Source organism: Subtercola endophyticus (genome assembly GCF_021044565.1).
GTDB lineage: Bacteria > Actinomycetota > Actinomycetes > Actinomycetales > Microbacteriaceae > Subtercola > Subtercola endophyticus.
Genome location: NZ_CP087997.1, coordinates 1,495,287 through 1,520,457, shown reverse-complemented (window position 1 = coordinate 1,520,457; position 25,171 = coordinate 1,495,287). Strand labels below are relative to the sequence as shown.

Below are 25,171 nucleotides of genomic sequence, written 5' to 3'. Positions count from 1 at the left end.
TCAGAGCTCCACCGTGTGCGACTCGCCGATGTCGGGCTGACCACCCGTGACGGCCGCGCGAGCCACCTTGAACAGTGTGACGGGGGCCGGTTCGTTCGTGCTCCAGTACTCGGCCGACGTTGCATCGACCTTGATGAGCGCGACGGTGGGGTCTTGACGGCCCTCGGGGAACCATGCTTCGGCCGACGTGTCCCAGAGCTCATCGATCTTCGCGGCATCACGAACGACTGTGGCGGTGCCCGCCAGCGAGACCCAGCCCTTTCCGGCCTCGAGCGAGACGTTCACGCGAGGATTGTCACGAATGTTCGCCGTCTTCGCGCTCGGGTCTTGAGTGAAGAACCACAGGGTGCCGTCGAACTCTTCTTCTTTGATGGCGAGCGGTCGCGAGTGCAGGTCGCCTGACCCCGTGACGGTCGTCAACAACGCGACACGCGCCTTCTTGATCAACTCGGCGAGGTTCTTCAGGTCTTCTTCGTGAGTGGTGTCTGTATCGGTCATGTTTCGACGGTACGCTCGCCTCCCGCCGGGGTAACGGGGTTGACAATGCGGGCTCGAACAGCGAGACCCGCGCAGGCGATCACGACGGCGGCCGCGACAATGACGATCGGTTCGAGGTGCTCGCCGAAGAGCAGCGCGGCCCAGACGAGGGTGAGTACGGGCTGTAGCAGCTGCACCTGGCTGACCCGGGCGATGGGGCCGATCGCGAGACCGCGGTACCACACGAAGAAGCCGACGAACTGGCTGATCACGCTAACATATCCGAAGGCCAGCCACGCCTCCGGTGCGCCGCCGAGAGAGGCGGCGGGTGAAAGATGAGACGCCCCGATCAGCGCAAGAGGCAGCATGACCGGCAAGCCGATCACCAGCGCCCAGCAGATGATCTGCCACGAGCCGAGCTCTCGAGCGAGAAGCGCTCCCTCGGCATAGCCGATCGCCGCCAGAACCACGGCCCCGAGCAGCAGCAGGTCTGACGGCTGCAGCCCGGTGAGCCCGCCATCGCTGATGGCGACAAAGGCGACGACGGCCAGCAGCCCGGCGATGCTCGCGACCCAGAACGCTCGGCTGGGGCGCTCGCCGCCGCGCAGCACGGCGACGACCGCGGTCGCTGCCGGCAATACCCCGATCACGACAGCCCCGTGCGAGGCGGGTGTGGTCTGCATGGCGAAGCTGGTGAGCAGCGGAAAGCCCGCGACCACTCCGGCGGCGACCACCAGCAGTCGCAGCCACTGCCACGATCGTGGCAGGCGCGGCCGGATGATCAGCAGCACGATAAGCGACAACACCGCGGCCACGACCGCGCGCCCGGCCCCGACGAACAGCGGATCGAGCGACTCCACGGCAACCCGCGTGAACGGCAGCGTGAACGAGAACGAGAGCACACCGAGAAAACCGAAGACCAGGCCGGCGGATGCCCGCGGGCGGTCGTTCGCGGCATCAGTGCGTCGCTCTGCCGTGCGAGCCGCCAGCGTCGATACCACTGGCGTCGAACTCTCGATAGCGCTACTGTGTTCTGTCATGAACAACGATAGCACTGCCGAGATCGAGCGACACCTCCGGGCACTCGTCACGGCAGCATCCGCGGGTGATCGCCTGCCGTCGACGCGTGCCCTCGTGGCGCAGTTCGCGGTGAGCCCGCTCACCGTGCAGAGCGCGTTGCACCGGCTCGCGGCCGCCGGACTCATCGAGACCCGACCCGGCACCGGAACGTTCGTCTCGGCTCGCCCCGCCATTCGGCGCGCCGACTTCTCGTGGCAGACCACTGCGCTGGCATCGACCCGGGCCGCTCAGAACGTGGTGGGCACGGCGATGTCACTCGATTCCAGCGTGCCGATCGCCATGCACAGCGCCTATCCGAGCGAAGCGCTGCTGCCTCAGCGCCTGATTCGGCAGGCGCTCGGCCGCGCGGCCCGCCGCAGCCCTGACATCGACAGGCCGCTGCTCGGGGGCATGCCTGAGCTGCGGGCGTATTTCGCGAGCGAGATCGATGCCAATGCGGTCGCCCGGGCATCCGGAATCTCTGGCGACGACACCATCGTGGTGCCCGGCAGTCAGAGCGCGTTGATCTCCGTCTTTCGCGCGTTGGCCCAGCCGGGCGACGCGATCGTGATGGAGTCGCCCACGTACTGGGGTGCGATCGCCGCGGCTCGCCAGGCGGGCCTCGTCATCGTACCGATAGCGCGTGGGTCGCGGGCCCCCGCCGCCGCCGAGCTCGACGAGGCGCTCGAAACCTCGGGCGCCCGGCTGTTCTATGCGCAGCCGCACTTCGCGAACCCCACCGGTGCCCTCTGGTCGTCAGCGGAAGCTGCGAGCCTGCTCGAGGTGATCCGCGCTCGCAACGCGTTTCTCATCGAAGACGACTGGGCGCACGACTTCGGTATCGATGCGGATGTTCGCCCGCTCCTCTGGCACGACACCGACGGTCACGTGGTGTACCTGCGGTCGCTCAGCAAGAGCGTCTCGCCCTCGCTGCGGGTCGGCGCGGTGATCGCTCGCGGGCCGGCACTGGCGCGCATCCAGGTCGACCGCACGGTGACCGACCTCTATGTGAGCGGAACGCTGCAGGCGGCGGCGCTCGACGTGGTCACCGATCCGGGCTGGCGTTCGCATCTCGTGCGCCTGCGCGAGGCTCTTCGAGTGCGGCGCGATACGCTCGCCGCGCACGTCGTCGAGCACCTCGGCGCCGAAACGCTGACGTATCTGCCCAAGGGCGGGCTGAACCTCTGGCTTCGTTTCGACGACGGCGTCGATGTCGCTCGGCTCGTGGCCGAGTGCCTGAGCAAGGGGGTGTCGATGGCGCCCGGTGGCGAGTGGTACCCGGCCGAACCGCCTGGATCGTTCGTGCGGCTCAACTTCTCCGGACCGCACCCCGAGCGCTTCGGCGAGGGCGTCGAGGTGATCGCTGAGGCGATCCGCTCTCGTTGACGGCTCAGTCTTGAGTGACGTCAGTCTCGAGTGGAGTCAGTCTCGAGCGACGTCAGTTTTCTGTGAAGTAGGCCGCCAGCATCGGCGCGAGCGCCTTCGCCGACACCTGGTGCATTTGCCCTGGCAAGGTCTGCAATTGTGCGCCCGGCACGGCATCGGTGACTGCCTGCTCGGCGACCCGCATCGAATCGGGGCTCTTGCCGCCCACGATCACGAGCGTCGGCACCCGGATGCCCGCGAAACGCTGCACCGGAACGCTGAAGTCTCCCATGACCTCCGCGTCGTAGGGAATGGTGTGTGCCGCTGCGGTGGCCTTCTTCCACACGCCCGGCATCAGGCGCATGAACACCGTGGCTATAGCCGGCGCACCGACCATGTCGCTCATGAAGAACTTCACGGCGTCACCGCGCTTGCCCTGCGCGATCAACGCGCGTGCCTGTGCAGCGCTGTCGACCGGTGCACGATGCCCCTCCACCGCGACCATGTACGGCGCCTCGAACACGGCCAGCTTTCGCATCGGCAGCGCAGCGGCTGCGGCCTCGAGAGCCAGCGCCGCGCCCGACGACGACCCGGAGACGAACGGCGTCTCGCCGGTGGCCCGGATGATCGCAGCGAGGTCTTCGACCTCACGGCCGACGGCGTAGGGCGCGGTGTCGCCGCTTTCGTCGCGCCCGCGGCGATCGTAGAGGTACACCGTGAACCGGTCGGCGAGTTCTTTCGCGAGCGGCCTCGCCGGGCCGAAGGATCGACGGCACATCGCGCCGTCGACGAGCACGAGCGCGGGGCCCGCGCCGACCTTCTCATACGCGATGCGGGTTCCGTCGGCACTCGTCACGAACTGCGTGCCGGTGCTGTTCTGGTCGATGGTCATTTCTACACCTCGTCACGGGCGAAGAGCGAGTCGAGCTTGGCGAACGAAAGCTCCCAGCCGCCCTCGGTGTGCTGACGTTCGATGGCACTGAACGGGCCTTGGTGAAGAGTCAGGCGGGTGCGCTCGCCGTGGTCGTGAAACTGCAGCCGCAGCGTGATCTTGTCGAGCGGGCCGAGATCGCTCTGCGCGTTCATCGCCACCACGATGCGTTCGGGTGGGTCGAACTCGACGATCTCGCCGCGAATGGGGTACGACTCCCCGGTCGTGTCGTCGACCATGCTCAGATTCCAGCGGCCGCCGACCCGCGGGTCGATCTCCACAGTCTCGACCGGAACGGAGAACCCGGTCGGCCCGAACCACGAGGCGAGGTGCTCCGGTTCGGTGAAGAACCGAAAGACGAGCTCACGCGGGGCAGCGAACATTCGCGTGATGTAGACGTCGGTGTCGGCGATCTCGGCGGGGCGAGCGTCACTCATGGTCTGATCCTTTCGGTTCGGTGTTGGGCGACCCGTCTGCGGGCTGGGAGGGCGTCGCCTGAAAGGTTGCCAGCGCGCTGTCGAGTTTGTCGAAGCTCTCGTTCCAGTACTTCTTGTACCGCTGCATCCACGCCGTCGCCTCCTTCAGCGGTTGCGCTTCGAGGTGGCTCAGCCGAGAGGTCGCCACCCGAGTGCGAGATACCAGGCCGGCCTGTTCGAGCACCTTGAGGTGTTTCGAGATGGCCGGCTGGCTCACCGCGAACGGCTCGCCGAGTTGCGCGACCGTGGCATCGCCGAGCGTGAGGCGTTGCAGTATCCCGCGCCTGGTCGGGTCGGCGAGGGCCGAGAAAACGGAGTCGAGCTGATCGTGTGGCATTCATAACCCATCGGTTCTATAACTGATAGGGCAAATATACTCCGGCGCGTCGACATGTCAAGAGTCAACGCTTGGGCATCTGCTGCAAGATCCAGCGGTTGCCGTCGGGGTCGGCGAAGGTGACGAAGGTTCCCCAGGGCTGCAAATCGGGTTCGGTCGCCTCGACCCCGTGCTCGGTGAGGTGCCGGTGGGCATCCGCTGCATCGTCGATGACGACTTGAATGGCGTTGAGGGTGCCGGGCTGCATTTCGCTGATGCCCTCACCGAAGGCGATCGAGCAGGCGGATCCCTGCGGGGTGAGCTGCACGAACCGTACGTGCTCGCTCACACGCTGGTCGAAGTCGGCGTGAAAGCCGACCTGGTCGACGTAGAACGCTTTCGCGCGGTCGACGTCGGTGACGGGAACCAAGATGAGTTCGATTCTGAAGTCCATGGAGTGCTCCTCTGTGAGTGATACGGGCCCGGCGTTCGAGCTGTTGGCACGAGCGTAGAGACGATATAGGTCGATTTCTGTCCTGTTGAGAAGGCAGACTGAAGACATGGCCGAAACCACCTCTCGAACCCTGGAGCTGCTGAATCTGTTGCAGACGCACCGGCACTGGCCCGGGTCGGAGCTCGCCGAGAGGCTCGGCATCACCGCACGAACCCTGCGGCGCGACATCGAGCGACTGCGCGAGCTCGGTTATCGCGTGACCGCGGAGCGCGGCTCGCTCGGCGGCTATCGGCTCGAAGCCGGTTCTCAACTGCCACCGCTGCTGCTGACCAACGATGAGGCGGTGACGATGGCCATCGGTCTGCGATTGGCCGCCGCGCAGGGGCTCGTCGATGGTGCGCTCACGACGCAGACCGCTCTGGCGAAGTTCGAGCAAGTGCTGCCACCGGCCGTGCGTGAACGGGTGAACGCGCTCGCGGCGACGATCACGCCCGAGACCCCGCGCGGCGAACCGGTCGCGGGGGAGTTGCTCGGGCAATTGGCGCTGGCCTGCCGCGACCACGAGCGCATTCGATTCGACTACGTCGCCGTCGACAAAACAGAGTCGAGTCGCAGTGTCGAGCCGCACGCCCTGGTCGCGGCCCGCCGGCGGTGGTTTCTGGTGTGCTTCGACCTGGGCCGAGACGAGTGGCGCACGTTCCGGGTCGACCGCCTGTCGCACTTCTTCGGCACGCGCGTGCACTTCGAGCCTCGCGAGCTGCCGGAGGTGGATGCCGCAACCTACGTCGAGCGCAGCTTCGGCGCCGCGGGCCGGCGCTTCACCGCCGAGGTCGTGCTGCAGGTGCCGCTCGCGCGGTTCTCCGAGCTGCTCGGGGTGTGGGCCCGCGGCGCGACAGAAGACCCCGGGCATCCGCAGGTCACGCGCTGGCCGATCGCGGCCGACACCCTCGAGACGCTCGTCAGCACTCTGCTCTGGATTCCCGCCGGCATCGCCTACGAGGTGCAGGCCGACGCCGAGACGCTCGACTTTCTCGCGGCGTCGGCCACGCGACTGGCGTCGGCCCGGCCGGCTTAGTTCACTTCGAGGGGATGCCCGCCGTTGCGGCCCTCGTCGCCGCGGTCGAGCGTGGCGATGGTGGCCAGTTCGTCGGCCGTGAGTTCGAAGTCGTAGATGTCGAGGTTCTCGGCCTGTCGTTCGCGACTGTTCGACTTGGGAATCAGAATGTTGCCGATCTGCAGCTGCCAGCGCAGCACGGTCTGGGCGACGGACTTCTGGTGGGCATCCGCAATGGCTGCCAGCTCGGGCGAGCCGTTGATCGTGCCGTGCCCGAGCGGCCCCCAGGCCTCGGTGGCGATGCCGTGCGCGGCGTGAAAGGCGCGCAGTTCGGGCTGCTGAAAGTCGACGTGCAGCTCGATCTGGTTGACGGCCGGAACGATCGAGGTCTCGGCGAGCAGCTGCTCGAGCTGGGGCACAGTGAAGTTCGACACGCCGATCGACTTCACGAGGCCGGTGGCGTAGATCTGCTCGAGCGTCTTCCAGGCCTCGATGAACGTTCCGCGCTCGGGCGTCGGCCAGTGGATCAGATAGAGGTCGACGTAGTCGAGACCGAGTCGACCGAGGCTCTTCTCGAAGGCCGGAGTCGCGTTCGTCTGGTCGGAGTTCCACAGTTTGGTCGTGATGAACAGGTCTTCGCGTTCCACGAGACCGTCTTTGGCGGCCTGCGCGATAGCGTGACCCACGCCCTCTTCGTTCTTGTAGATGGCCGCCGTATCGATGTGCCGGTAGCCCACCTCGAGCGCGTCACGCACGATGCGACCGGTCTTGTCGGGGTCGACGCGAAAGACGCCGAAACCCTCCTGCGGAATCGTGACGCCATTATTGAGGGTGTAATTCGGTACGGTATTCGTCATGCTTCAAGCTTAGGGAGCTATCGTTGCGTCACCCGAATCTGCGCCCGGCACCTCCCGTGCTCGTGCGCACCGTCTTCTCGAAAGCGAGACCACCGCAGGTATGAACGGCAGTTTCGCGTCGCGCTCACCGTACGAGGTGCTCGGCGTCAGCCCTGGGTCGTCTGACGACGAGCTGCGTCGCGCGTACCGGCTGCGCCTGCGCGAGACGCATCCCGACACAGGCGGCAGCGCCGTGCTGTTCCAGGCCGTGCAAGACGCGTGGGAGCTGGTGGGCACCCCGACCGAGCGTGCCGCGTACGATTCGGGGGTGGGTGCGCGGGTCACGGCTCCGGATGCCCGGGGTTCGTCATTCGCGGGCGGCAGCCGGGCATCCGCCGCCGGCCCCGGCCAGGGCGCGTCGCCCAAGGCGCGGTCGTACGGTCACCCGGGCGGCGAGGAGCGGGAGCACTTCTTGCGCCTGATGCGCGAGTGGGTGGGGCGCGGCGTCGAGCTGAAAGATCCGTACGACCCGGCACTCGTGCGGTCGGCGCCGCGAGAGGTCAGGCGCTGGTTGGCCAAGGCGATGGCCGAAGAAGAGACGGCGCGCATCGTGTCGACTCTCGGCATCGGGTTCACGGTCTGGAACAACGTCGCCGTCGCGAAGACTGGGCAGAACGTCGACCACGTCGTGCTCGGGCCCGGCGGAGTCTTCGCTGTGCAGTCGTATGACTGGGGCAGCCCCGTGCGGCTGTCGAAAGGCGAACTCGTGGGGGAGGCGATCGGCGACGACGATGAGCCGCTGCGCACCCTCGCCACGAACGCGCGCGCGCTCGGTCGTGAGCTCGGTGTGCGGTTCAGCGCCGTGGTCATCGTGGTGCCCGACGACGATCTCGCGGCGCCGTTCGAGCAGGTGGAGCGGGGGCGACTGGCGGGCGCTGTGGTGATTCGGCGGTCGGTTCTGCCGCAGCTGCTGCGCAATGGGCTCGGCGGATCCGAAGGTGAGTCGATCGACCGAATCTTCGATCTGCGATCACGATTGCAGGCGGGCATCCGCTTCGTTTAGGCCCCGGTGTTAACGTGCACACGCCGACCACAAAAAAGGCTGAATGTTTACGCATGGATGTGACAAATTGGTAACGAAAGGATAACCTCGACAAGTCGCCTTGTTCACCCGAAGAACAAGATGGCTGATCGGGCGCGCTTTTACCCGATCGTCGGGCTAGTGAAACACGCTGGCCTGTGGGCACCGAGAGTGCCGGAGGAATACGACACGTGACGCGTTCGAGCAGAGAACCAGGCGCCGAAGGCGACCAGGCAACCGGCCCGAAATCCACGTTCGACCTCCCCGTCGTCACTACGCCGCTCGGTGCTGAATCAGTCGGTGCTGAATCAGCCGGTGCTGCTGCGGACGCTGCTGCGCCGCTCAGTCGTCGTGAGCTTCGTCAACGCGAAGCCGCGTCTGAGGCTCTGCCCGTGGTGGAATCCCGTCGTCAGCGCCGCGATCGTGAGCTCGCCAAGGCGCTGGCCGCCTCAGCCGCGGTCGAGCCTGTGGCTCCGGTCACGGTCGCTCCGGCGGCGGCGGTCGCTACTGCTGCGCAGCCCACTGCCGCTGCGCCGCCCGCTGCCGCCGCGCCGCGAACCGTTTCGAAGTCGCTGTTCGCGCAGCAGATCGCCGACATGGCGAAGGCGCCGCAGCCCGTCGTCGAGACCCGTGTCGTCGAGACTCCTGTCGCCGAGGTCGAGACGCCTCTCACCGTGGTGTCCGCGACGTCAGAGACGTTTGTTCCGGCCGTCGACGTCGATGAACCGGTTCCCGCTCACTTGCTCGCCGACGAGCCGCAACATCACCTGTACGACGCGAGCGATGCTCGTAATAATGCGTTCGTCGACGACGCGCCGACAGAGCAGATCGCCGTCGTCACCACGCCCTCCGAGCCTCAGCCCGTCACGGCGGCACTGCAGGCCGAGGTCGATGCCGCAGCGTTAAACGAGGCTCCCGTGGTGACCAGCGTGAGCGCACTGACCTTCCCCCGCACGCCCGAGATCGCAACGCCGCGCGCGGCCTCGACATCGGTGGCTGCGCCTGGCAAACGGCGTGTGCTGCCGGGTCGAAGGCGTGCCTCGTCTCGGGCCGCCTCCACCCATCCGAAAGCCCGCAAGCGCACCATCGTCAACACGATCGTCATGGTCGCGACCGCCGGGCTCGTCGCCACCGTCGCCCTTCCGGCCTACGCGTACTCCGATCTGGGTGTGCTCGGCAACTCGCATTCGTCTGCCTCGGCTGAGATGGGCATCCAGAGCCTGACCGTCGGCAACACCGGCACCATTCAAGACGCCCCGCGCGACGGGTACACCTCGACGGGCGATATCGCCTCGATGGACTCCACCACCGGCACCACCGTCTCACCCACCGTGCAGGCTCTCGCAGCCGAATTGATGGCCGACGTCGCGTCGGGCAAGCTCGTGGGGTCGGTGCCGAATCACATCGTCGAGATCCAGAATCTCGCGAACGGCGTCGTGGTGCCGAACTGCGGCGTCGACTATCGCGTTCTGCAGGCCATCAAGGTGGCGGTCGACAACTTCTCGAAGGTCGGCATCAGCGACATCAACCGCAAGTGCACGGGCCAGATCGAGGGTGCAGGAACCGCTTCGGCGCACTACACCGACGGCGGTGGCCACGCGGTGGACTTCTACATTCTCAACGGGCACGGGCTCACCGGTGGCGACGCGGATTCGCTCAAGCTCATCGCGCTGCTCGACCCTCTCGTGCCACCCGGCAGCGGACTCGGCCAGGCCGAATGCCGCGGATCGGTCTCGGTCTCGAACTTCGCCCCCTTCGACGACACGTGCACGCACGATCACATCGACTTCTTGAACGCCAAGGGTGTCGCACTCAAGAGCAGCTGATCTGCCTCGGCGCCGCATTCGCGGCGATCGGATGCTCGGCTAATGCAGTGCGCCCGGAACGGGTTGGGGGCACGCCTGGTTGATGGCCTTCCAGTCGGCGTCTGACATGGTCTGGGCGAGTGTCGCGAGCTCAGACGACGCCATGGCCGACCACGGTTTCGAGTCGTATTCGTCGAGAAACTGCTGCAGGCTCGGGGGATCGTCGACCTGGTAGCCGTGCTGCTGCAGACAGCTGCGTTCGGCCAGCTCGGCCGCGTAGAGCAGGTGCTTCTGATTGTCGTCGACCGGAAACTGGGCGGCGACCTGGCTGTTGCAGGCCCACGTGTCGCTCAGGTAGAGCTGGTATTGCTCCTTCGGAATCGTGTCGCTCGAGGCCTGCACGGCCCCGTCGTCGGTGAGCGTCACCTGCCAGCCGCGCGCGATCAGGCAGCGGTACAGCGCATCGGCGACGGGCGACTGGCTGAGCGCGGGCAAGGTGGATGCTCGGGTGTCAGACGTGGGTGCTGAACTGTTCTCGGCGCCGGCGCACCCGCTGAGGGTCACGGCCACAGTCACGGCGAGCAGTGCCGCCGCCGCGGCCGTGACCACGGGCATCCGGATTCGCCCGGCAGGTCGCCCTGCAGGTCGCCTCGGCGAGATCCGGAACGAGCGCCTCGGCGCTCCCCCCGAACGGGGTTGTGGTCTAAAAGCATGAGGCATATAGTGAGGATTCATCACCACCAGGATCGCACTGAAATGGCTTCAGGTCAACGCGAATCCGGGGTGTGAAAGGAACATCACATGAAGGTCATTCCCGCGTCGATCGCGGCGGCCGTGCTGGCCGGCGGGCTGGTTCTGGGCAGCGCCCTCGGTGCCTCGGCATCGACAGACATCGGTTCGCAGATCTGCGGGTTCGGCGGTCCCGCCGCCGCATCCACCGCGTACGTCAACGCGACCAGTGTGCATTACCACCAGGCGAACGGTGTCGCGTGGGGCAGTCAGACCTTCGGGTCGGGCTTTCACCGGTTCTCGTACGGCAACGGGGTCGTCACCATGCAGATCAGCTACCCCTCGGGCACCGAGACCGGGCACGCCTTCTCCTGCGCGAACGGATCGTTCTAAGCAATGACGAACGGCCCTTTCGAAACGCTCGCCGACACCCGTCGCGCGGTTCTCAGCGAACGCCTGCGCGGGTCTGATCCTCTCGTGCTGGCGTGCGCCGAGGCGGGCGTTCGGCTGGGCCGCTTCGACAAGCGCGTGCTCGACGAGGTGAGTCGGCTCGAGAGCGAGACGGTCTGGGTGCTGGCGTCGATCATCCGGCGGGCAGGGGCCGTCGGGTCGTGAGCCGACACAAGCTGCGGCTGCCCCGGGCGGTCGTCACGATCGGCGTTGCGGCGCTGGTCGCGACGGCTGCCTGTGCGGGGTGGGCGTTCACGGTCATCCTGTCGCCGGCGCCCGGAGTGCCGACGAACGACGGGTACTCGCTGGTCACCGCGGCCGAGGGCGATGTGGGTTCGCACCTCACGCTGAACGCCGCCGCCAGTTGGAACGTCAGCCCCGTCGGCACGAACGAGGCGGCCGGCGTGGTGACGACGGTGGATGCGCAGCCGGGTCAGCTCATCTCGAGCGGCGACCGGCTGTATTCGGTGAATCTGCGGCCCGTGGTGGCGGCTCAGGGGGCGGTTCCGGCGTATCGGGCCATCGCTGCCGGCGACAGCGGAGGCGACGTCGGCCAGCTTCAAACGATGCTCGCCGCACGCGGGTTCTACTCGGGGGCGGCCGACGGCACAGCGGGCTCGTCGACGGTCGACGCGATAATGCAATGGCAGCAGTCGATCGGAGTCGAGGCGACGGGCGAGGTGGCGTTCGGCGACGTGGTGTTCGTGCCCGAACTGCCGGCGCGATTGGTGCTCGCGCCCGACGTGGTGCATCGCGGGGCAACGCTGTCGGGCGGAGAAGCGGCGGTGTCGTGGCTCGGTGCTGCCCCGGTCTTCACCCTGCCGGTGAGTGAGGCGCAGTCGCAACAGGTGTCGACCGGAACACGTGTGGTCATCGATGACGGGGCTGGCGACACGTGGAATGCGGTGGCGGCGGGGCGAAGCGAGACAGCGACGGGCACGGTGGTGATCTCGCTCGAGGCGGCGGGTGGCGCGGATTCCGGAGGCGCAGGGGGTGGCGACGGCGCGGCTGCGGGTGGCGACGCGCCTGGGGGTGGCGACGGCGGGGCTGCGGGTGGCGACGCGGCGAGTGGCGACGGGGCTGGGGGTGGCGACGGCGCGTCGATCTGCGGCGCGCACTGCGACGCGGTCGCCGTCGCCGGTCAGACCCTCTTCGTGTCGAGGGTGGTGACGGTCGAGCCGGTGCACGGCGTTGTCGTGCCGTCGGCTGCTGTGCAGACCGACGCCTCCGAGCAGGTGGTCGTGGTCGATGCCGAGGGGGTCGTGCATCCGGTCACCGTGCGGGCCGAGGCAGCGGGCCAGTCGATCGTGACCGGGGTGGCGGCGGGGCTCTCGATTCGTGTTGCGGCGTCGGCGCAAGCTCCCGCAGAGGCGCACCCGGCGGCACCGGCGGCACCCGCGGCACCGGCCGAACCGGCGGCACCCGCGGCTTCGGGGGCTCCGTGACGATCGCCCTCGAGGCTCGCGGCCTCTGCTTTCGCTACGACCGCGCGGCACCCGTTCTCGCTGACATCGACCTGGCCGTGCATCCGGGGGAGATCGTCGCCCTCACCGGTCCGTCGGGTCGCGGAAAGTCGACCCTGCTCTACCTGCTCGGCCTCATGGTGCGGCCGACGGCGGGCGAGGTTCTGGTGAACGGATGCCCGACCTCCGCCCTCGGCGACGCCGACCGAGCACGGTTGCGTGCCACGCGGCTGGGCTTCGTCTTTCAAGATGCGGCTCTCGACTCCAAGCGCAGCATTCTCGACAACGTCGTCGAGACGAGCCTGTACCGGGGCGTGGATCGGAGCCGATCGGTCGAGCAGGCACACCGCTTGCTGCAACGATTCGGGGTGCAGAAGCGGGCGCAGTCGCGTCCCGGTCAGATCTCGGGCGGCCAAGCCCAGCGAATCGCGCTCTGCCGTGCCCTGATGAATGAGCCGGCGATCGTGCTCGCCGATGAGCCGACGGGCAACCTCGACCGAGCATCCGCTGCGGTGGTGTTCGGCGCGCTGCGGGAGCGAGCCGCTGCGGGCGCGGGCGTGCTGATCGCGACGCACGACGCGGCCGTGGTCGGCGAGTGCGATCGGCGCGTGACGCTGTGAGCGACGGCCGGCACCGAGCCCACGTGCAGCGCCGGACTGCGGATCCGGCCGGGTGTGACTACCCGGCACCCGGCCGGACCCGGGGTTCGGCGGCGTCACCTGCGCCCGGCGGTGGCGCCGACGCGCTGGGGCCGGCGGCAGGTAGCCACGCGGTGGTGCCGGGGCCGCCAGCGGCGCGGGCGTACGGCTCGCGCGATGGTGTCCGGTGGCGGCAGGTCGTGGCGCTGCTGCGTGAGGCGGCCGCGGCGGCGTTGGCCGCGCGGGTGACCTCCGCTGTGGCCGTGACGATCGTCGCGGTGTTGTGTGCGGTGGTGGTGCTGACCACCGGGCGTGCAGTGGGTGCGCAGAACGCCATCGTGTCGAGCATCGACAACGAGGGCACACGCTTGATCGTCGTGCGTGCGCCCGAGTCATCCGGACTCGACACGTCTGTGCTCGGCCGCCTGGCCGAAGCGACCCAGATCTCCTCGGTCACCGCGTTCGGTCCGGCCGACGACGTGCGCAACGCCCGGGTCGACGGTGGTACGCGGGTGGCGCTCCGCCGGCAATACTCGGTTCCGCCCGCGAGTGCCTCAGAACTCGCGAATGCCTCTGCGCCCACTCTCGGCATGGCTCCCACTACTGCCTCGGCTGCTTCGGCTGTTTCGGTTGCTTCGGCCGAGGCCGACGGCACACCCGTCGGAGGCGCCCCGTTCGGCCCCAACCGCACAGGAGCTGTCGGCGCCACCCCGCCCGCCCCCTCTGCACCGCGCGCCGTCGCGTCGCCCGCTGCCGCCCGAGCACTCGGGCTCGCCGACGGCGTCGGGAGCGTCGAGTCGGTCGCCTCGAGCGCCGAATACGTGGTCGACAGGGCGACGGCGCTGCCCGACGAGCTCGCGGTGCTCGACCCGGTGGTGGTCGTTCCCGCTGTGGCCGACCCCGAGCATCCGCAGCCCGTCAGCGTGCTCGTTGTCGTCGCTGCCACCAGTGCTCAGGTCACCGCCGTCACGGCCCTCGTCGAGTCGGTGCTGGCTGTCGTCGACCGCAGCAAGGTCACCGTGACGACGAGCGAACAGCTGGCCGCGCTCAGCGCGTCGGTGCAGTCGCAGCTCGGCGACTTCAGCCGATCGCTGACGCTGCTGGTGTTCGGCGTCGGATCCGTTCTCGTGGCCGCCGTCGTCTACGCGCTGGTGCTCTTGCGGCGGCGAGATTTCGGCCGCCGCCGCGCCCTCGGCGCGTCACGATCGCTCATCGTCGCCCTGCTTCTGACCCAGGTCGCCCTCCTCGGCAGCATCGGCGCGGTCACCGGATGCACGGCGGCAGACCTCCTACTGGCACTCACTGGCGATCCGCCGCCGACCGCCACCTTCACGTTCGCCGTCGCCCTGCTCGCTGTGCTCACCGCCGTCGTGGCATCGGTGGTTCCGGCCGTCGTCGCCTCCACCCGTGACCCCCTGCGCGAGCTTCGCGTCGCCTGAGCGCACCTCAACGGCGCTCGCGGGTAGGCTCGAATCATGGAGTTCGAGCGCGTGCCCGCAGCCGAGTTGCCGCGCGTGCCCGTGGCCGAGTGGCGGCGAGCCGAAGAGGCGCACCAGCGCCGCGCGGATGCCCTCACCGCCGGCTGGCGCGAACGCCGCCAGACGGGCGAGACGCACGCCGTCGACGACTTCTTGTTCACGTACTATCCCTATAAGCCGTCGCTGCTGCGGCGTTATCACCCAGGTGCCGGCGCGGTTCTGGAGCACGGGGCCGAGGCCGAGCGCTCCGGCTACAAGTGGTACGCAGAGGATTCCCACGGCGGCAGTTTTGTCGACTCCGCCGCTCTTCTCGCCGCCCGGGGCGCCACGTTCGGGTTCATCGAACGGCTGCTGGGCGCCACAGCGGCGCGGCCGGCGCAGTTCGGATGTTTTGGGCTGCACGAGTGGGCGATGGTGTACCGCGTGAAAGAGGGCGAGGTGCGTCATGAGAGCATTCCGTTGCGTCTGTCGGCCGCCGAGACAGACCAGGTCGTCGAGACGAACCACATCGTCTGCACACACTTCGATGCGTTCAGGTTCTTCACGCCCGAAGCCGTAGGCCTGAACTCCGGTCGGCCGAGCCGAGAGAACCAAGAGCACACCGAGCAGGCCGGCTGCCTGCACGCCGGCATGGACGTTTACAAGTGGGCCATCAAGCTCGGCCCCGTCGTGCCGGGAGAACTGCTACTCGACGCCTTCGAGCTGGCCCGCGACATCCGCCAGCTCGACATGCAGGCCTCACCCTACGACGTGTCGTCATTCGGCCTCGAACCAGTGCGAATCGAGACTCGCGAGGGAAAAGTCGAGTACGCGGCCCGCCAGCGCGTCTTCGCCGAGCGCTCGAACGCCCTCCGCGAGCGGATGCTCGGGGCCATCACCCTCGCTCGCGCGGCCGCCTCCCGCGTCGGGCCCGTCGCGCTCGAGACCCGCATCAGCGCTGCCTGACCCGTTCATCCCTAGCCGGGCGTTGCGCAAAGGCCCTCCCGGGCGCGCCGAAGGTACTTTCGTGCAACCTGCGCGGGTGGGCGGCGCGAGAGGGCGGGACGGGAGGGGTCAGCGACCGCGCAGTTTGTCGACCTCGCGACGTTCGCGCTTGGTGGGGCGACCGGCCCCACGGTCGCGGATGGCCACCAGGGCGACCGTCTCCCGGGGTGGCGGCGGGGGAGTGTGGTCGAGAAGACACTCCGCGGCGACCGGCGCTGACACGCGCTTCACCACGAGCCGACGCACCTCGATGATGCGGTCGAATCCGCCGCTGCGAATGCGCACCTCGTCGCCGATGTGCAACGGAGCCGCGGCCTTGACTCGCTCGCCGTTCACCCGAACGTGTCCGGCGCGACAGGCCGCCGTCGCGGCCGAGCGGGTCTTGAACAGCCGGACCGCCCAGGCCCAACTGTCGACGCGGGCAGAGAGGAGCTCGGTCATCGCAGCATCGTCGGCGCTAGCGGCGCGCGCCGGACCTCGGTCACGGTGACACCGTCACGAGGCGCGGTTCTGCTGCGCGTTCGCGTTGAAGTGGTTCTCGAAATCGACGTCGACCTCGCCGCCCAGGGCGTTCTCGAACTCGGCGTCGGCGTTGTCTATCTCGGTCGCGTCGTCCCCGTCGGCTTCATCGGTGACGCTGTCGGATTGTGCTCCGTCGGCGACCAGCTCGTCGCCTTCGGACTCGGCGGCATCGGTTTCTGACCCATTGGCGACCAGCTCTTCGACGTCGGCCGTCGCCGCGTCGAGTTCGGCCGCGTCGGGCTGAGCGTCGGCCGCGGCGGCGCCGTCGGCATCAATATCAGCATCCGCCGGAGTGCCGTCGACCCCGTCGACCCCCGACCCCTCGAACCCGTCGACCTCCTCAGCCTCACCCTCGCCGTAGAGCGAGTTGAGCACCAGCACGGCCGCGTCGTTCGCCCCGATGGCGTAATCGCTGGTCTCGTTCTCGTCGACCAGCTGTGCGGTCGCCACATCTTCGATCTCGTCGAGCGTCGCCTGAGCGAGCTCGAGCTGCGTGGTGAGCTCGAGCTGGGTTTGCGCAACGAAGTCGACGAGCCGGGCATCCGGTGCATTGTCGACGGTCCACTCGCCGACATCGGTGGTGCTGGCGAGCCCCGCGACGACCTGCTCGAGCCGGCTGCGCCATTCGGATGCCTCGGCGATGGCCCTATCACGCTGGGCGGTGAGCGAGCTCGCTTCGAGTCGAGCTTCGGTGAGGTGCCGAGTGGTGAGCTCCGCTGCCGCAACGGCTGCCGCGAGTTGCAGCGCCGCGGCACCGTGCCGCTCATCGTGCTCGGCTTGCAGCGCGGCGATCGCTTCGTCGTGCTGTGCGTCGGCGTCGGCCAGCTCGGCAGTGTGCTGGGCATCCAGCTCGGCGAGTGCCGTCTCGTGCCCGGTCGTCAGACCGCCCACGGTCGTATCGTGTGAGCTGGCGAGCAGCGCGAGGGCGGCGGCATGTTCGCCGTGAAGACGAGTGATCTCCTCTTCGTGGGCGAGGCGCTGTTCGGCCGTATCGGTTTCGAGCTGTGCGCGCAGCGCGTCGATCTGCGCCGAATAGTCGGTGTGCAGCCCTGACACTTCAGCCTCGAGCCGCTCGTTCAGCGTCACGATCTCGGCGTCTGCGACCCGCAGCCGTTCGGTGGTCTCGGCGAGTTCCGTGTCGAGGCGCTCGGCACGGGCTTCGACGTCGGCGAGGGTGCGACTCACCTCTTCGTAGTGCGTCTGGGCATCGAGCCGGGCCTTGTCGCGCGCCTGACGATCGTCGATGACCACCCCGAGGTGGGCCCGGATGATCTCGAGCGGGTCGCTCGTCTGGTCGAGCTGTTCGACGCTGGCGATGGCCGGCGGCACGAACGCGGGCCGGGCGGTGGGGTCGATGAAGTGATGAGTGAAGAGTTCGTCGCTGACCGGCTTGTAACGCGACTGGAACTCGGCCGAGCCGAACCCGACGGCCCAATCGACCATCTTCATGGCCGTGCGATCGCGACGGGTGAGCACGTAACCGGTCGCGGCGACCGGCCTGACGACGGAGCTGCTGCTGCCCGGCGTTGCGGCGGTCGCGATTTCCGTCGTCGAGTTCGGTTCGGCGACGGTCGGTTGGTCTTCGACGGTGAGCGCAGTTTCGTCGACGTTCTCGGGCGTCGTGCCCGATTCTGCGGTGGAGTCGTCAGTCATGGTGCTCCTCGTGGCTTCGATAATTCTGCGGGTGCGAGTTGTCGTCTGCCCGGTAACCAGCTTAACTGCCCTGACAGCTGCATCAAATGGAGCCGGCCAACACCGCGAACAATCGGTCGCAGCAAGGTCTGGCCGCCCCGGAATGGCGCGGCTGGCGCGAAATGGACCGGGCGAATAATGCTCAGCCGGCGTAAAGACGACTCCCAGACAAAATCAGACCACCACATAGCTTGTTCATAAGTTCGGGGCGTTGTCTTGTCTCAGCCCACTTCGGGCCCCGAGAGGAAGAAATGGAAACCCCACAGCCCGCAGCAGACCAGCCGTCGCCGGTAGAGCCCGTCGCCGACATCGCTCAGACCCCGGTTGCCTCGGTTGCACCAGTCGCCCCCGTCGCACCGACCGCGATTCCGGCCCAGCCCGTGAACGCCCAGACTGCGGCTTACCCGCAGACCCCGAACCTCGACCAGCAGTACGCACAGCAGCAGTACGCCGGCCAGCCGAACCCGCAGCAGCAGTACGCGCAGCAGACCCCCGGCCAGCAGTACCCCGGCCAGCCCTACGCTCAGCAGCCGGCACCGACGCAGCCCCAGCAGGCCCACCACACGCACTCAGACCGCATCTGGCGCCCCCGCACGTTCCTGATCCTCGGCGCCGCGGCCGCCGCACTCCTCGTCGGAGGCGCCAGCGTCGGCGCCACCCTCGCCGCCGGAGTACCGCTCGCGCTCAGCGCCTTCTCATCGCACACCTCGGTGATCGACAACGGCACCACGGGTACCACCAACGGCGGCTCCGGCAGCAGCGGATCCACCGGCAGCGGTTCGACCGGTTCGGGCAACGGCTTCGTTCCCGGCTCCGGCAGCAACGGCTACGGCTATGGCTACGGCAGCGGCTCGGGTTCGTCGGGCTCGACCGGCGACGGATCGGGTTCGACCGGCTCCGGCGCCGGCACCAGCACCTCGGCCGCCACCGACGCAACGGATGCCGAGTCCGTCGGCGTCGTTCTGATCAACACCGAGCTGAAGTACGAAAGTGCTGCAGCGGCCGGCACCGGCATCGTGCTCACCTCCGACGGCGAGATTCTCACCAACAACCACGTCGTCGAAGGGTCCACCAGCATCACGGTGACCGTGCCCCAGACCGGAAAGACCTACACGGCCACCGTCGTCGGCACCGACGCGACACACGATGTCGCCGTCTTGAAGCTCGCCGACGCATCCGGTCTCACCACGGCCAAGGTCGACACCTCGAACTCCGTTGCCGCAGGCGACGACGTGACCGGTGTCGGCAACGCGGGTGGAACGGGAACGCTGTCGGCAGCAGCCGGCACCGTCGACGCGCTGAACCAGTCGGTCACCACCGAGGCAGAGGGCAGCGCCGCGAGCGAAACGCTCTCCGGCATGATTCAGATCTCGGCCGACATTCAAGCCGGCGACTCGGGCGGCCCGCTGCTCGACTCCGACGGCGAGGTCATCGGTATCGACACCGCCGCTTCGAGCGGCTCGAGCGACGTCACCGGGTTCGCGATTCCGATCAACAGTGCGCTGAGCATCGCCAAGCAGATTCTGTCGGGCACCGCGACCGACTCGATCGTCATCGGCTACCCGGCGTTCCTCGGCATCGAGGTCGGCTCCGCGACCTCCGGCCTCGGCGTCGGTGGCCAGGGCACGGGTTCGAGCACGACGGCCGGCGCATCCGTCGCCGGTGTCATCGACGGCACCCCCGCCGCTACGGCCGGCCTCGCCGCGGGCGACACGATCACCGCGGTGAACGGTACGGCCGTCGCCTCAGGATCCGACCTCACCAGCACGCTCAAGTCGTTCAAGCCCGGTGACTCCATCACCGTCAGCTGGACCGATTCCACCGGCGCCGCGCAGAGCGCAAAGGTCACCCTGATTCAGGGCCCGGCCGCCTAAGCACGACAGAGCACCAGCACAGCCGGAGCACACCCGAAGCGCCCGGCCGAACGGATGGCAGTTACCGAAACGACGGTAGCTGCCATCCGTACGTTAAGGCGACGAGTCGCAGCACGAAACACACGGCGAAACCGGCGCTCATCGCCCAGACCGGCGCGAACTTGGCCCGGGTGGCGATGTAGACGGCCAACGCGCCCGCAGCCGCAGCCGTCGCGTAGAAGTCGCCGCTCAGCACCAGCGGTACACGGTTGAGCAGCACATCGCGCACCACCCCGCCGCCGACCGCCGTCATCGTGCCCAGAATCACCACGACGAGACCGTTCGAGTGGTGGTCGAGCGCCTTCTGCGCTCCGGTCACGGTGAACAGGGCCAGCCCCGCGGCATCCAGAACCGAAAGCAGCCCCGTCGGCACCTCGTTGAGCTCGCCTGCGATCAGGCAGGTGAACGCGGCCGCCAGCAGCGCCACCACGATGCGCGATGGCGAGCGGAACGCGGCCGGCGGAAGATCGCCGAGCAGCACGTCGCGCAGAATGCCGCCGGCAAGGGCCGTGCAGAAGCCGACCACGAGTACCCCGAGCACATCGAGCCCCGAAAGCACCCCGGCGGTCGCGCCCTCGATGGCGAAGATACCGGTGGCCGCGTGGTCGACCACCGAGTACATTCGACGGCCGACACGGGATGCCCGGCTCTCCGCCACTGCAACACTCCGCGTTGTCGGCAGCGGCCCGTCTCCGCTGGCCCTACCGTGGCCGTCGCCCATGCCACCAGCGCCCGCGCTGCCCCCGCCCGTGTCGCTCACTGCGTGCGCGCCGCCAGCCCCGCGTTGATGGACTCCGTCAGCTCGGCATCGACCGCACGCGCCCGCCCGTCGACCGAGCGGATCGGTGCGGCATTCCGCACGCTCGACACCAGCCACGCGGCATCCGCTCGGGCCAGATCGTCGGGAGTCAGCCGTTCGTAGGCCGTCGGGTACCCGTTCACCCGGGCGATCTCGAAGATGCTCTCTTGTGTCGTGCCCGGCAGAATGCCGAGCGTAGTCTCGGGCGTCACGATGCGGCCGTCGAGCTTCAGCACGACCGTGGAACTGGGCCCTTCGAGCAGCAGCCCATCAGTGCTCACGAAGATGACATCGTCGGCACCCCGGCGGTGCGCTTCGCGCGCGGCGGCGCGGTTGATGGCGTACGAGAGCGTCTTCGCGCCCTGCAGCAGCCACGGCGAGGTCTGGGCGATGGTGCTGTGGTAACCGCGGTCGAGCAGCACCACCGCGACGCCGGCCGTACGCTCGGTCGTGAAGTCTGCGCTCGGCAGCATCGAGACCCACCCGGTGGGGGAGTCCGTGCCCTCGATTCCGCGGGTGTAGATGAGCTTCACAAACGCCTCGATCGCCTCGTCGTGCGCGTCGATTGCGGCGAAGACGGCCCCACGCCAGGCAGCCTGGTGCGGCTCCGGCAACTCGAGCAGCGCGGCCGAACGTGCGAAACGGGCGAGGTGGGCATCCAGTGCCTGCGGAATGCCGCCGATGACCGTGATGGTCTCGAAGATGCCGTCGCCGCGGGTGATGCCGAGGTCGAAGGCGCTCGCTGCCGACTGACCAGGGTCGGCGCTGTCGAATCCGGGGGAGCCGGCGGGGTCGCGCAGAAGGAGAAGAACGGGTGTAGCCATGCTGACCATTATCGAGGTGCGAGCCTGGCCTCGTTCGCAGCCGCGCCCGTGCCCGCTACCCGGCTCGCGGTGTTACTCGCCGCCTGGCGCGCTGGTGACGAAGTCGATCAGCTGCTCGACCCGGCCGAGCAGCTCGGGTTCGAGGTCGGTGTAGCTGCGCACCCGGCCGAGAATGCGCTGCCACGCGGCTGCGATGTCGGCCTGGTCGTCGTGCGGCCAGCCGAACGCCTCGCAGATGCCGTGTTTCCACTCGATGCTGCGCGGCACGGTCGGCCACGCGGTGATGCCGAGCCGTTCGGGCTTCACCGACTGCCACACGTCGATGTACGGATGCCCGACGATGAGCACCGCGCCCGAGTACTTTCCCGTCATCACCTGGTCGGCGATGCGGCTCTCTTTCGAACCCTGCACGAGGTGATCGACGAGCACGCCGACCCTGCGTTCGGTGGTCGGAGCGAAGTCGCGCAGCGCCTCGTCGAGGTGGTCGACTCCTTCGAGGTACTCCACCACGACACCCTCGGCGCGCAGGTCGTCACCCCAGACCTTCTCCACGAGTTCGGCGTCGTGCCGGCCTTCGACGAAGATGCGGCTGGCCCGTGCGACTCTGGCCCGGGCATCCGGAGCCTTGACCGAGCCCGAAGCGGTGCGGGCGGTGCCGGTGGGCGCCTTCTTCGCCGGGGCGACGAGGATGACCGGTGAGCCTTCGAACAGAAAACCTCCGCCGAGCGGAAAGGTGCGGCGCTTGCCGTGCCGGTCTTCGAGCTGCACCAGCTTGCCGTCGACGGCCGTCACCGACCCGCAGAAATCGGTGCCGATGTCTTCGACCACCAGGTCGAGCGTCGCCTCGAGTTTGGGAGCGGCCTGGCGCACCGGGCGGCGCGAGAAGTCGGCAAGAACGTCGGAGCCGTATCGATCGAAAGTCACCCGTCAGACGTTACAGCGCTGCGCTACGCCGTTCGGGTTGCCGCACCGCGCCGCGGAAACCACGGAATGAGCGCCGAGGTTCTGGCCTGGTAGTCGGCGTATTCCGGGTAGCGCGATTTGCTGATGCTCTCGGTGAACGAGGTCGAGCCGATGAAGAGCACCGTGAGCAGCACGGCGCCGGCGACCGTCCACTGCAGTACAGAGCCCGCTGCGATGGCGCCGAAGAAGAACACCACCCACCACTGTGCCTGTTCGAAGAAGAAATTGGGGTGTCGCGACACCGAGAAGAGTCCGGATTGCAGAAAGCGCGGGTTCGGCTGGCGACCGGCTGCGATGTCGGAATTCTTGCGCTGGTGAAAGTTCCACTGCTGCTGGTCGGCGGTGGTCTCGCCGACGAGAAAGCCCGCGAACACGATGGTCGCGATGACGTCGAGCGCCCCGAATGGCCGGGGGTTCTGCGTCATGGTGAGCATCGGCAGGGTGATCAGCAGCAAGAGGATGTTCTGGTAGATCGTGATGAAGAAGATGTTGAACACCTGAAACTGCCAGCCGGGCATCCGGGAGCGCAGAATCTGCCAGCGGTAGTCTTCGCCGCCGCGCTTGTAGCCGCCCTTTCGAGCGAAATTGAAGGTCAGGCGGATGCCCCACAGCGTGATCAGCGTCGCAACGACGTTCAGGCGCAGATCACCGAGGCCCGCCGACGCAGCGAAGATCCAGGCGTACACCACGGGCACGACCGACCAGATGCGATCGACCCAAGAGTGCTCGTTCGTGAGCATCGACAAAACCCACACCACGACACAGACGGCGGCGAAAACCAGCAGGCACCAGAACAGAGGGCTCATCTGAAAATCGTATCGTGGGAGTTGTGCACAAGGCTGGTGGGCGCCCCCACCGAATCGGCTACTCTGGAGACGTGAGGAGGGTCGACGATGTCAGATGAGACCGAACAATCCAGCGCGAACGTGACGCGTGCGGGTGCGGCAGGCGATGGCGGGCAGCATGCGCGGCCCTTCGACAGCATGTCGAGCGACACCACGCTCAACCTCACGGGCGAGTTCGCATCGCAGCTCGCTGCCCTCGAAGGCGGCGTGTCGAGCGAAGAACTCGACGCCATTGCGGCTCTGCCGTCGGGCTCGGCGCTGCTGATCGTGCGGCGCGGCCCGAATGCGGGCGCGCGCTTTCTGCTCGACACGCTGACGGCCACGGTCGGCCGGCACCCCGATGCCGACATTTTTCTCGACGACGTAACGGTCTCTCGTCGGCACGCCGAATTCACGCGCGTCGGCAAGACCTTCCGTGTTCGCGACCTGCACTCGCTGAACGGCACTTACTTCGACGGAGTACGCATCGACGACGCTCTGCTCAGTGACGGCTCAGAGATCCAGGTCGGCAAGTTCCGGCTCACCTTCTATCCCTCACGTCGCGACGTGGCGGCGAACGCGGAGATCTAGTGGGGGCGGGTCACTAGTGGCGGCCTCCTCAGCCCGCGCCTCGCATTCCCGTTCCGCCCCCAGCACCGCAGCTGCCAACCTGCTCAGCATCGGGCAGGTGCTTTCTCTTCTGCAGCCCGAGTTCAGCGACGTGAGCCCGTCGAAGCTGCGCTTTCTCGAAGAGCGCGGTCTCGTCAGCCCGGCGCGCACGCCCTCGGGTTATCGCAAGTTCTCCGAGGGTGACGTCGAGCGGTTGCGGCTGGTGCTGGCCATGCAGCGAGATTGTTACCTGCCGCTGAACGTCATCAAGCAGTACCTGCTCGACCTCGACGCCGGGCTCAACCCGCCGATGCCCGGTGCTGCGCTCACCGGTGCTCCCTCGATGCTCGGCGGGGCGCGCCGGTACTCGCGTGACGATCTCGTACGGGAGGCACGCGCGAGCGCCGGCCTGCTGAACGACGCTGTGAGCGCCTCGTTGGTCACGGCATCCGAAACGTACGGCGACGACGCCTTGGCCGTGCTGAAGGCGCTGGTGGAGCTGCAGAAGGTCGGCATCGAACCGCGACACCTGCGCGGCTTTCGTGCCGCGGCAGATCGCGAGGTCGGGCTCATCGAGAGCGCTCTCGTGCCCGTCGCGCGCCGCAACAATGTCACGAGCCGGGCCCAGGTCGCTGAGCGCGCCGCCGAGATCTCCGGTCAGCTCGAGATGGTGCGAACAAGCCTGATTCGATCGGCGCTTGCGAAGTTGACACCATAGAACGAGCTCGGCCACGTAGAGTGGAAGAAACCCAGCAACACGAACACAGCGACGACACGCCGGGGCATTTAAGCGAATGTCGTTGCCCGGGGCAAGTCCGCTCGCTAGCGTGGGTCAGGTAGTGAAATCGGCTGAATGCCGAACCAGAAGGGCGTAACGCATGAATGAGCATGTCCACGACGAGCAAGCTCGTTTCGATCAGGGCTTGCTCTTCACCGACGGTCTTCCCGAGCTCGACGACGCTGCAGGGTACCGCGGTGCCGTCGCGGCCCGCGCGGCGGGAATCACCTACCGCCAGCTCGACTATTGGGCACGCACGAGCCTCGTCGAGCCCACCGTGCGCGGCGCGGCCGGCTCTGGTTCGCAGCGTCTCTACGGCTTTCGCGACATTCTTGTTCTCAAACTGGTGAAGCGTCTTCTCGACACGGGAATCTCGCTTCAGCAGATTCGTACCGCCATCGAGCAGCTGCGTGAATCCGGTGTCACCGACTTGGCTCAGACGACGCTGATGAGTGATGGCGCAAGTGTGTACCTCTGCACCTCGAACGACGAGGTCATCGACCTCGTCAGCCGCGGTCAGGGCGTCTTCGGCATCGCCGTGGGCAAGGTTCTGCGTGAGGTCGAGTCGAGCCTCGTCGAGCTGGGTACCGACATCGCAGACCCGATGGATGAACTGGCCGCCCGCCGCGCGGCCCGCAGCGCCTGACGCAC

General features: G+C 67.8%; 28 protein-coding genes. 14 read left to right on the top strand and 14 right to left on the bottom strand.

Going from position 1 to position 25,171, the window contains the following annotated elements; genetic code table 11:
* Together LQ955_RS07195 and LQ955_RS07190 are read right to left on the bottom strand one after the other, a co-directional pair.
* Nucleotides 1-498, bottom strand: coding sequence for a pyridoxamine 5'-phosphate oxidase family protein (locus LQ955_RS07195; RefSeq protein WP_231027488.1), 498 nt, complete (start codon nucleotides 496-498; stop codon nucleotides 1-3).
* The gene (locus LQ955_RS07190; RefSeq protein WP_231027487.1) at nucleotides 495-1,517 is read right to left on the bottom strand and encodes a DMT family transporter; all 1,023 of its coding nucleotides are present in this window, start codon (nucleotides 1,515-1,517) and stop codon (nucleotides 495-497) included. Before LQ955_RS07190 ends, LQ955_RS07195 begins: the two co-directional genes overlap by 4 nt.
* On the opposite strand from LQ955_RS07190, the gene LQ955_RS07185 reads away from it, so the two are divergent.
* On the top strand, nucleotides 1,516-2,922 hold the full coding sequence (locus LQ955_RS07185) for an aminotransferase-like domain-containing protein (RefSeq protein WP_231027486.1): 1,407 nt from the start codon (nucleotides 1,516-1,518) through the stop codon (nucleotides 2,920-2,922). The two genes, LQ955_RS07190 and LQ955_RS07185, sit on opposite strands and share 2 nt — an antisense overlap.
* A 52-nt stretch (nucleotides 2,923-2,974) precedes the next feature.
* Here the strand turns inward: LQ955_RS07185 and LQ955_RS07180 are convergent, their stop codons facing one another.
* From LQ955_RS07180 to LQ955_RS07165, 4 genes are all read right to left on the bottom strand, one after another.
* Nucleotides 2,975-3,793, bottom strand: coding sequence for an alpha/beta fold hydrolase (locus tag LQ955_RS07180; RefSeq protein ID WP_231027485.1), 819 nt, complete (start codon nucleotides 3,791-3,793; stop codon nucleotides 2,975-2,977).
* Between the two features lie 2 nt (nucleotides 3,794-3,795).
* Nucleotides 3,796-4,269, bottom strand: a complete 474-nt coding sequence (locus LQ955_RS07175; protein ID WP_231027484.1) for an SRPBCC family protein — start codon at nucleotides 4,267-4,269, stop codon at nucleotides 3,796-3,798.
* A complete protein-coding gene (locus LQ955_RS07170; RefSeq protein ID WP_231027483.1) occupies nucleotides 4,262-4,645 on the bottom strand; it encodes an ArsR/SmtB family transcription factor in 384 nt (127 codons plus the stop codon). Before LQ955_RS07170 ends, LQ955_RS07175 begins: the two co-directional genes overlap by 8 nt.
* Before the next feature lie 64 nt (nucleotides 4,646-4,709).
* Nucleotides 4,710-5,078, bottom strand: coding sequence for a glyoxalase superfamily protein (locus LQ955_RS07165; RefSeq protein ID WP_231027482.1), 369 nt, complete (start codon nucleotides 5,076-5,078; stop codon nucleotides 4,710-4,712).
* A gap of 106 nt (nucleotides 5,079-5,184) precedes the next feature.
* Between LQ955_RS07165 and LQ955_RS07160 the strand changes: the two genes are divergently transcribed.
* On the top strand, nucleotides 5,185-6,153 hold the full coding sequence (locus LQ955_RS07160; protein WP_231027481.1) for a helix-turn-helix transcriptional regulator: 969 nt from the start codon (nucleotides 5,185-5,187) through the stop codon (nucleotides 6,151-6,153).
* Here the strand turns inward: LQ955_RS07160 and LQ955_RS07155 are convergent.
* Nucleotides 6,150-6,989 carry an aldo/keto reductase gene (locus tag LQ955_RS07155; protein ID WP_231027480.1) on the bottom strand — a complete coding sequence of 280 codons (840 nt, stop codon included), beginning with the start codon at nucleotides 6,987-6,989 and terminating at the stop codon, nucleotides 6,150-6,152. The genes LQ955_RS07160 and LQ955_RS07155 overlap by 4 nt on opposite strands.
* Nucleotides 6,990-7,089: 100 nt before the next feature.
* On the opposite strand from LQ955_RS07155, the gene LQ955_RS07150 reads away from it, so the two are divergent.
* The gene (locus LQ955_RS07150) at nucleotides 7,090-8,031 is read left to right on the top strand and encodes a DnaJ domain-containing protein (protein WP_231027479.1); all 942 of its coding nucleotides are present in this window, start codon (nucleotides 7,090-7,092) and stop codon (nucleotides 8,029-8,031) included.
* A 209-nt stretch (nucleotides 8,032-8,240) separates the two neighbouring features.
* Complete coding sequence (locus LQ955_RS07145) at nucleotides 8,241-9,875, top strand: ribonuclease E domain-containing protein (protein ID WP_231027478.1); 1,635 nt, start codon at nucleotides 8,241-8,243, stop codon at nucleotides 9,873-9,875.
* A gap of 39 nt (nucleotides 9,876-9,914) precedes the next feature.
* On the opposite strand, the gene LQ955_RS07140 is transcribed toward LQ955_RS07145, so the two are convergent.
* A complete protein-coding gene (locus LQ955_RS07140; protein ID WP_231027477.1) occupies nucleotides 9,915-10,469 on the bottom strand; it encodes a hypothetical protein in 555 nt (184 codons plus the stop codon).
* Nucleotides 10,470-10,655: 186 nt separating this feature from the next.
* Between LQ955_RS07140 and LQ955_RS07135 the strand changes: the two genes are divergently transcribed.
* The 6 genes from LQ955_RS07135 (at nucleotide 10,656) to LQ955_RS07110 (ending at nucleotide 15,557) form a co-directional block, all read left to right on the top strand.
* A complete protein-coding gene (locus LQ955_RS07135) occupies nucleotides 10,656-10,976 on the top strand; it encodes a hypothetical protein (protein WP_231027476.1) in 321 nt (106 codons plus the stop codon).
* A gap of 3 nt (nucleotides 10,977-10,979) precedes the next feature.
* On the top strand, nucleotides 10,980-11,198 hold the full coding sequence (locus LQ955_RS07130) for a hypothetical protein (RefSeq protein WP_231027475.1): 219 nt from the start codon (nucleotides 10,980-10,982) through the stop codon (nucleotides 11,196-11,198).
* A complete protein-coding gene (locus LQ955_RS20075; RefSeq protein ID WP_304961540.1) occupies nucleotides 11,195-12,478 on the top strand; it encodes a peptidoglycan-binding domain-containing protein in 1,284 nt (427 codons plus the stop codon). Before LQ955_RS07130 ends, LQ955_RS20075 begins: the two co-directional genes overlap by 4 nt.
* On the top strand, nucleotides 12,475-13,116 hold the full coding sequence (locus tag LQ955_RS07120; protein WP_231027474.1) for an ABC transporter ATP-binding protein: 642 nt from the start codon (nucleotides 12,475-12,477) through the stop codon (nucleotides 13,114-13,116). The genes LQ955_RS20075 and LQ955_RS07120 overlap by 4 nt, the downstream gene beginning before the upstream one ends.
* Nucleotides 13,117-13,271: 155 nt before the next feature.
* Nucleotides 13,272-14,573: an FtsX-like permease family protein gene (locus tag LQ955_RS07115; protein WP_231027473.1), complete on the top strand. Its 1,302-nt coding sequence runs from the start codon at nucleotides 13,272-13,274 to the stop codon at nucleotides 14,571-14,573.
* Nucleotides 14,574-14,609: 36 nt separating this feature from the next.
* Nucleotides 14,610-15,557: a 3-methyladenine DNA glycosylase gene (locus LQ955_RS07110; protein WP_231027472.1), complete on the top strand. Its 948-nt coding sequence runs from the start codon at nucleotides 14,610-14,612 to the stop codon at nucleotides 15,555-15,557.
* Nucleotides 15,558-15,665: 108 nt separating this feature from the next.
* On the opposite strand, the gene LQ955_RS07105 is transcribed toward LQ955_RS07110, so the two are convergent.
* Both LQ955_RS07105 and LQ955_RS07100 read right to left on the bottom strand, forming a co-directional pair.
* Nucleotides 15,666-16,037, bottom strand: coding sequence for an RNA-binding S4 domain-containing protein (locus LQ955_RS07105; RefSeq protein WP_231027471.1), 372 nt, complete (start codon nucleotides 16,035-16,037; stop codon nucleotides 15,666-15,668).
* Between the two features lie 54 nt (nucleotides 16,038-16,091).
* Complete coding sequence (locus LQ955_RS07100; RefSeq protein WP_231027470.1) at nucleotides 16,092-17,771, bottom strand: coiled-coil domain-containing protein; 1,680 nt, start codon at nucleotides 17,769-17,771, stop codon at nucleotides 16,092-16,094.
* A 290-nt stretch (nucleotides 17,772-18,061) separates the two neighbouring features.
* Here LQ955_RS07100 and LQ955_RS07095 point away from each other — a divergent pair, with 290 nt between their 5' ends.
* Nucleotides 18,062-19,684, top strand: a complete 1,623-nt coding sequence (locus LQ955_RS07095) for a S1C family serine protease (RefSeq protein ID WP_231027469.1) — start codon at nucleotides 18,062-18,064, stop codon at nucleotides 19,682-19,684.
* A gap of 61 nt (nucleotides 19,685-19,745) precedes the next feature.
* Here LQ955_RS07095 and LQ955_RS07090 read toward each other — a convergent pair whose 3' ends face one another.
* The 4 genes from LQ955_RS07090 to LQ955_RS07075 form a co-directional block, all read right to left on the bottom strand.
* On the bottom strand, nucleotides 19,746-20,483 hold the full coding sequence (locus tag LQ955_RS07090; RefSeq protein WP_231027468.1) for a trimeric intracellular cation channel family protein: 738 nt from the start codon (nucleotides 20,481-20,483) through the stop codon (nucleotides 19,746-19,748).
* Nucleotides 20,480-21,346 carry an aminodeoxychorismate lyase gene (locus tag LQ955_RS07085; RefSeq protein ID WP_231027467.1) on the bottom strand — a complete coding sequence of 289 codons (867 nt, stop codon included), beginning with the start codon at nucleotides 21,344-21,346 and terminating at the stop codon, nucleotides 20,480-20,482. The genes LQ955_RS07090 and LQ955_RS07085 overlap by 4 nt, the downstream gene beginning before the upstream one ends.
* A gap of 72 nt (nucleotides 21,347-21,418) precedes the next feature.
* Complete coding sequence (locus LQ955_RS07080) at nucleotides 21,419-22,270, bottom strand: DUF3097 domain-containing protein (protein ID WP_231027466.1); 852 nt, start codon at nucleotides 22,268-22,270, stop codon at nucleotides 21,419-21,421.
* 23 nt (nucleotides 22,271-22,293) lie between these two features.
* The gene (locus LQ955_RS07075) at nucleotides 22,294-23,115 is read right to left on the bottom strand and encodes a DUF1295 domain-containing protein (RefSeq protein WP_231027465.1); all 822 of its coding nucleotides are present in this window, start codon (nucleotides 23,113-23,115) and stop codon (nucleotides 22,294-22,296) included.
* 177 nt (nucleotides 23,116-23,292) lie between these two features.
* On the opposite strand from LQ955_RS07075, the gene LQ955_RS07070 reads away from it, so the two are divergent.
* From LQ955_RS07070 to LQ955_RS07060, 3 genes are all read left to right on the top strand, one after another.
* On the top strand, nucleotides 23,293-23,724 hold the full coding sequence (locus tag LQ955_RS07070) for an FHA domain-containing protein (protein WP_231028081.1): 432 nt from the start codon (nucleotides 23,293-23,295) through the stop codon (nucleotides 23,722-23,724).
* Nucleotides 23,725-23,740: 16 nt separating this feature from the next.
* Entirely contained in the window at nucleotides 23,741-24,460 is a 720-nt protein-coding gene (gene ftsR / locus LQ955_RS07065) for a transcriptional regulator FtsR (RefSeq protein ID WP_231027464.1), read from the top strand.
* Nucleotides 24,461-24,620: 160 nt separating this feature from the next.
* Nucleotides 24,621-25,166: a MerR family transcriptional regulator gene (locus tag LQ955_RS07060; RefSeq protein ID WP_231027463.1), complete on the top strand. Its 546-nt coding sequence runs from the start codon at nucleotides 24,621-24,623 to the stop codon at nucleotides 25,164-25,166.
* The last annotated feature ends 5 nt before the right edge of the window (nucleotides 25,167-25,171 follow it).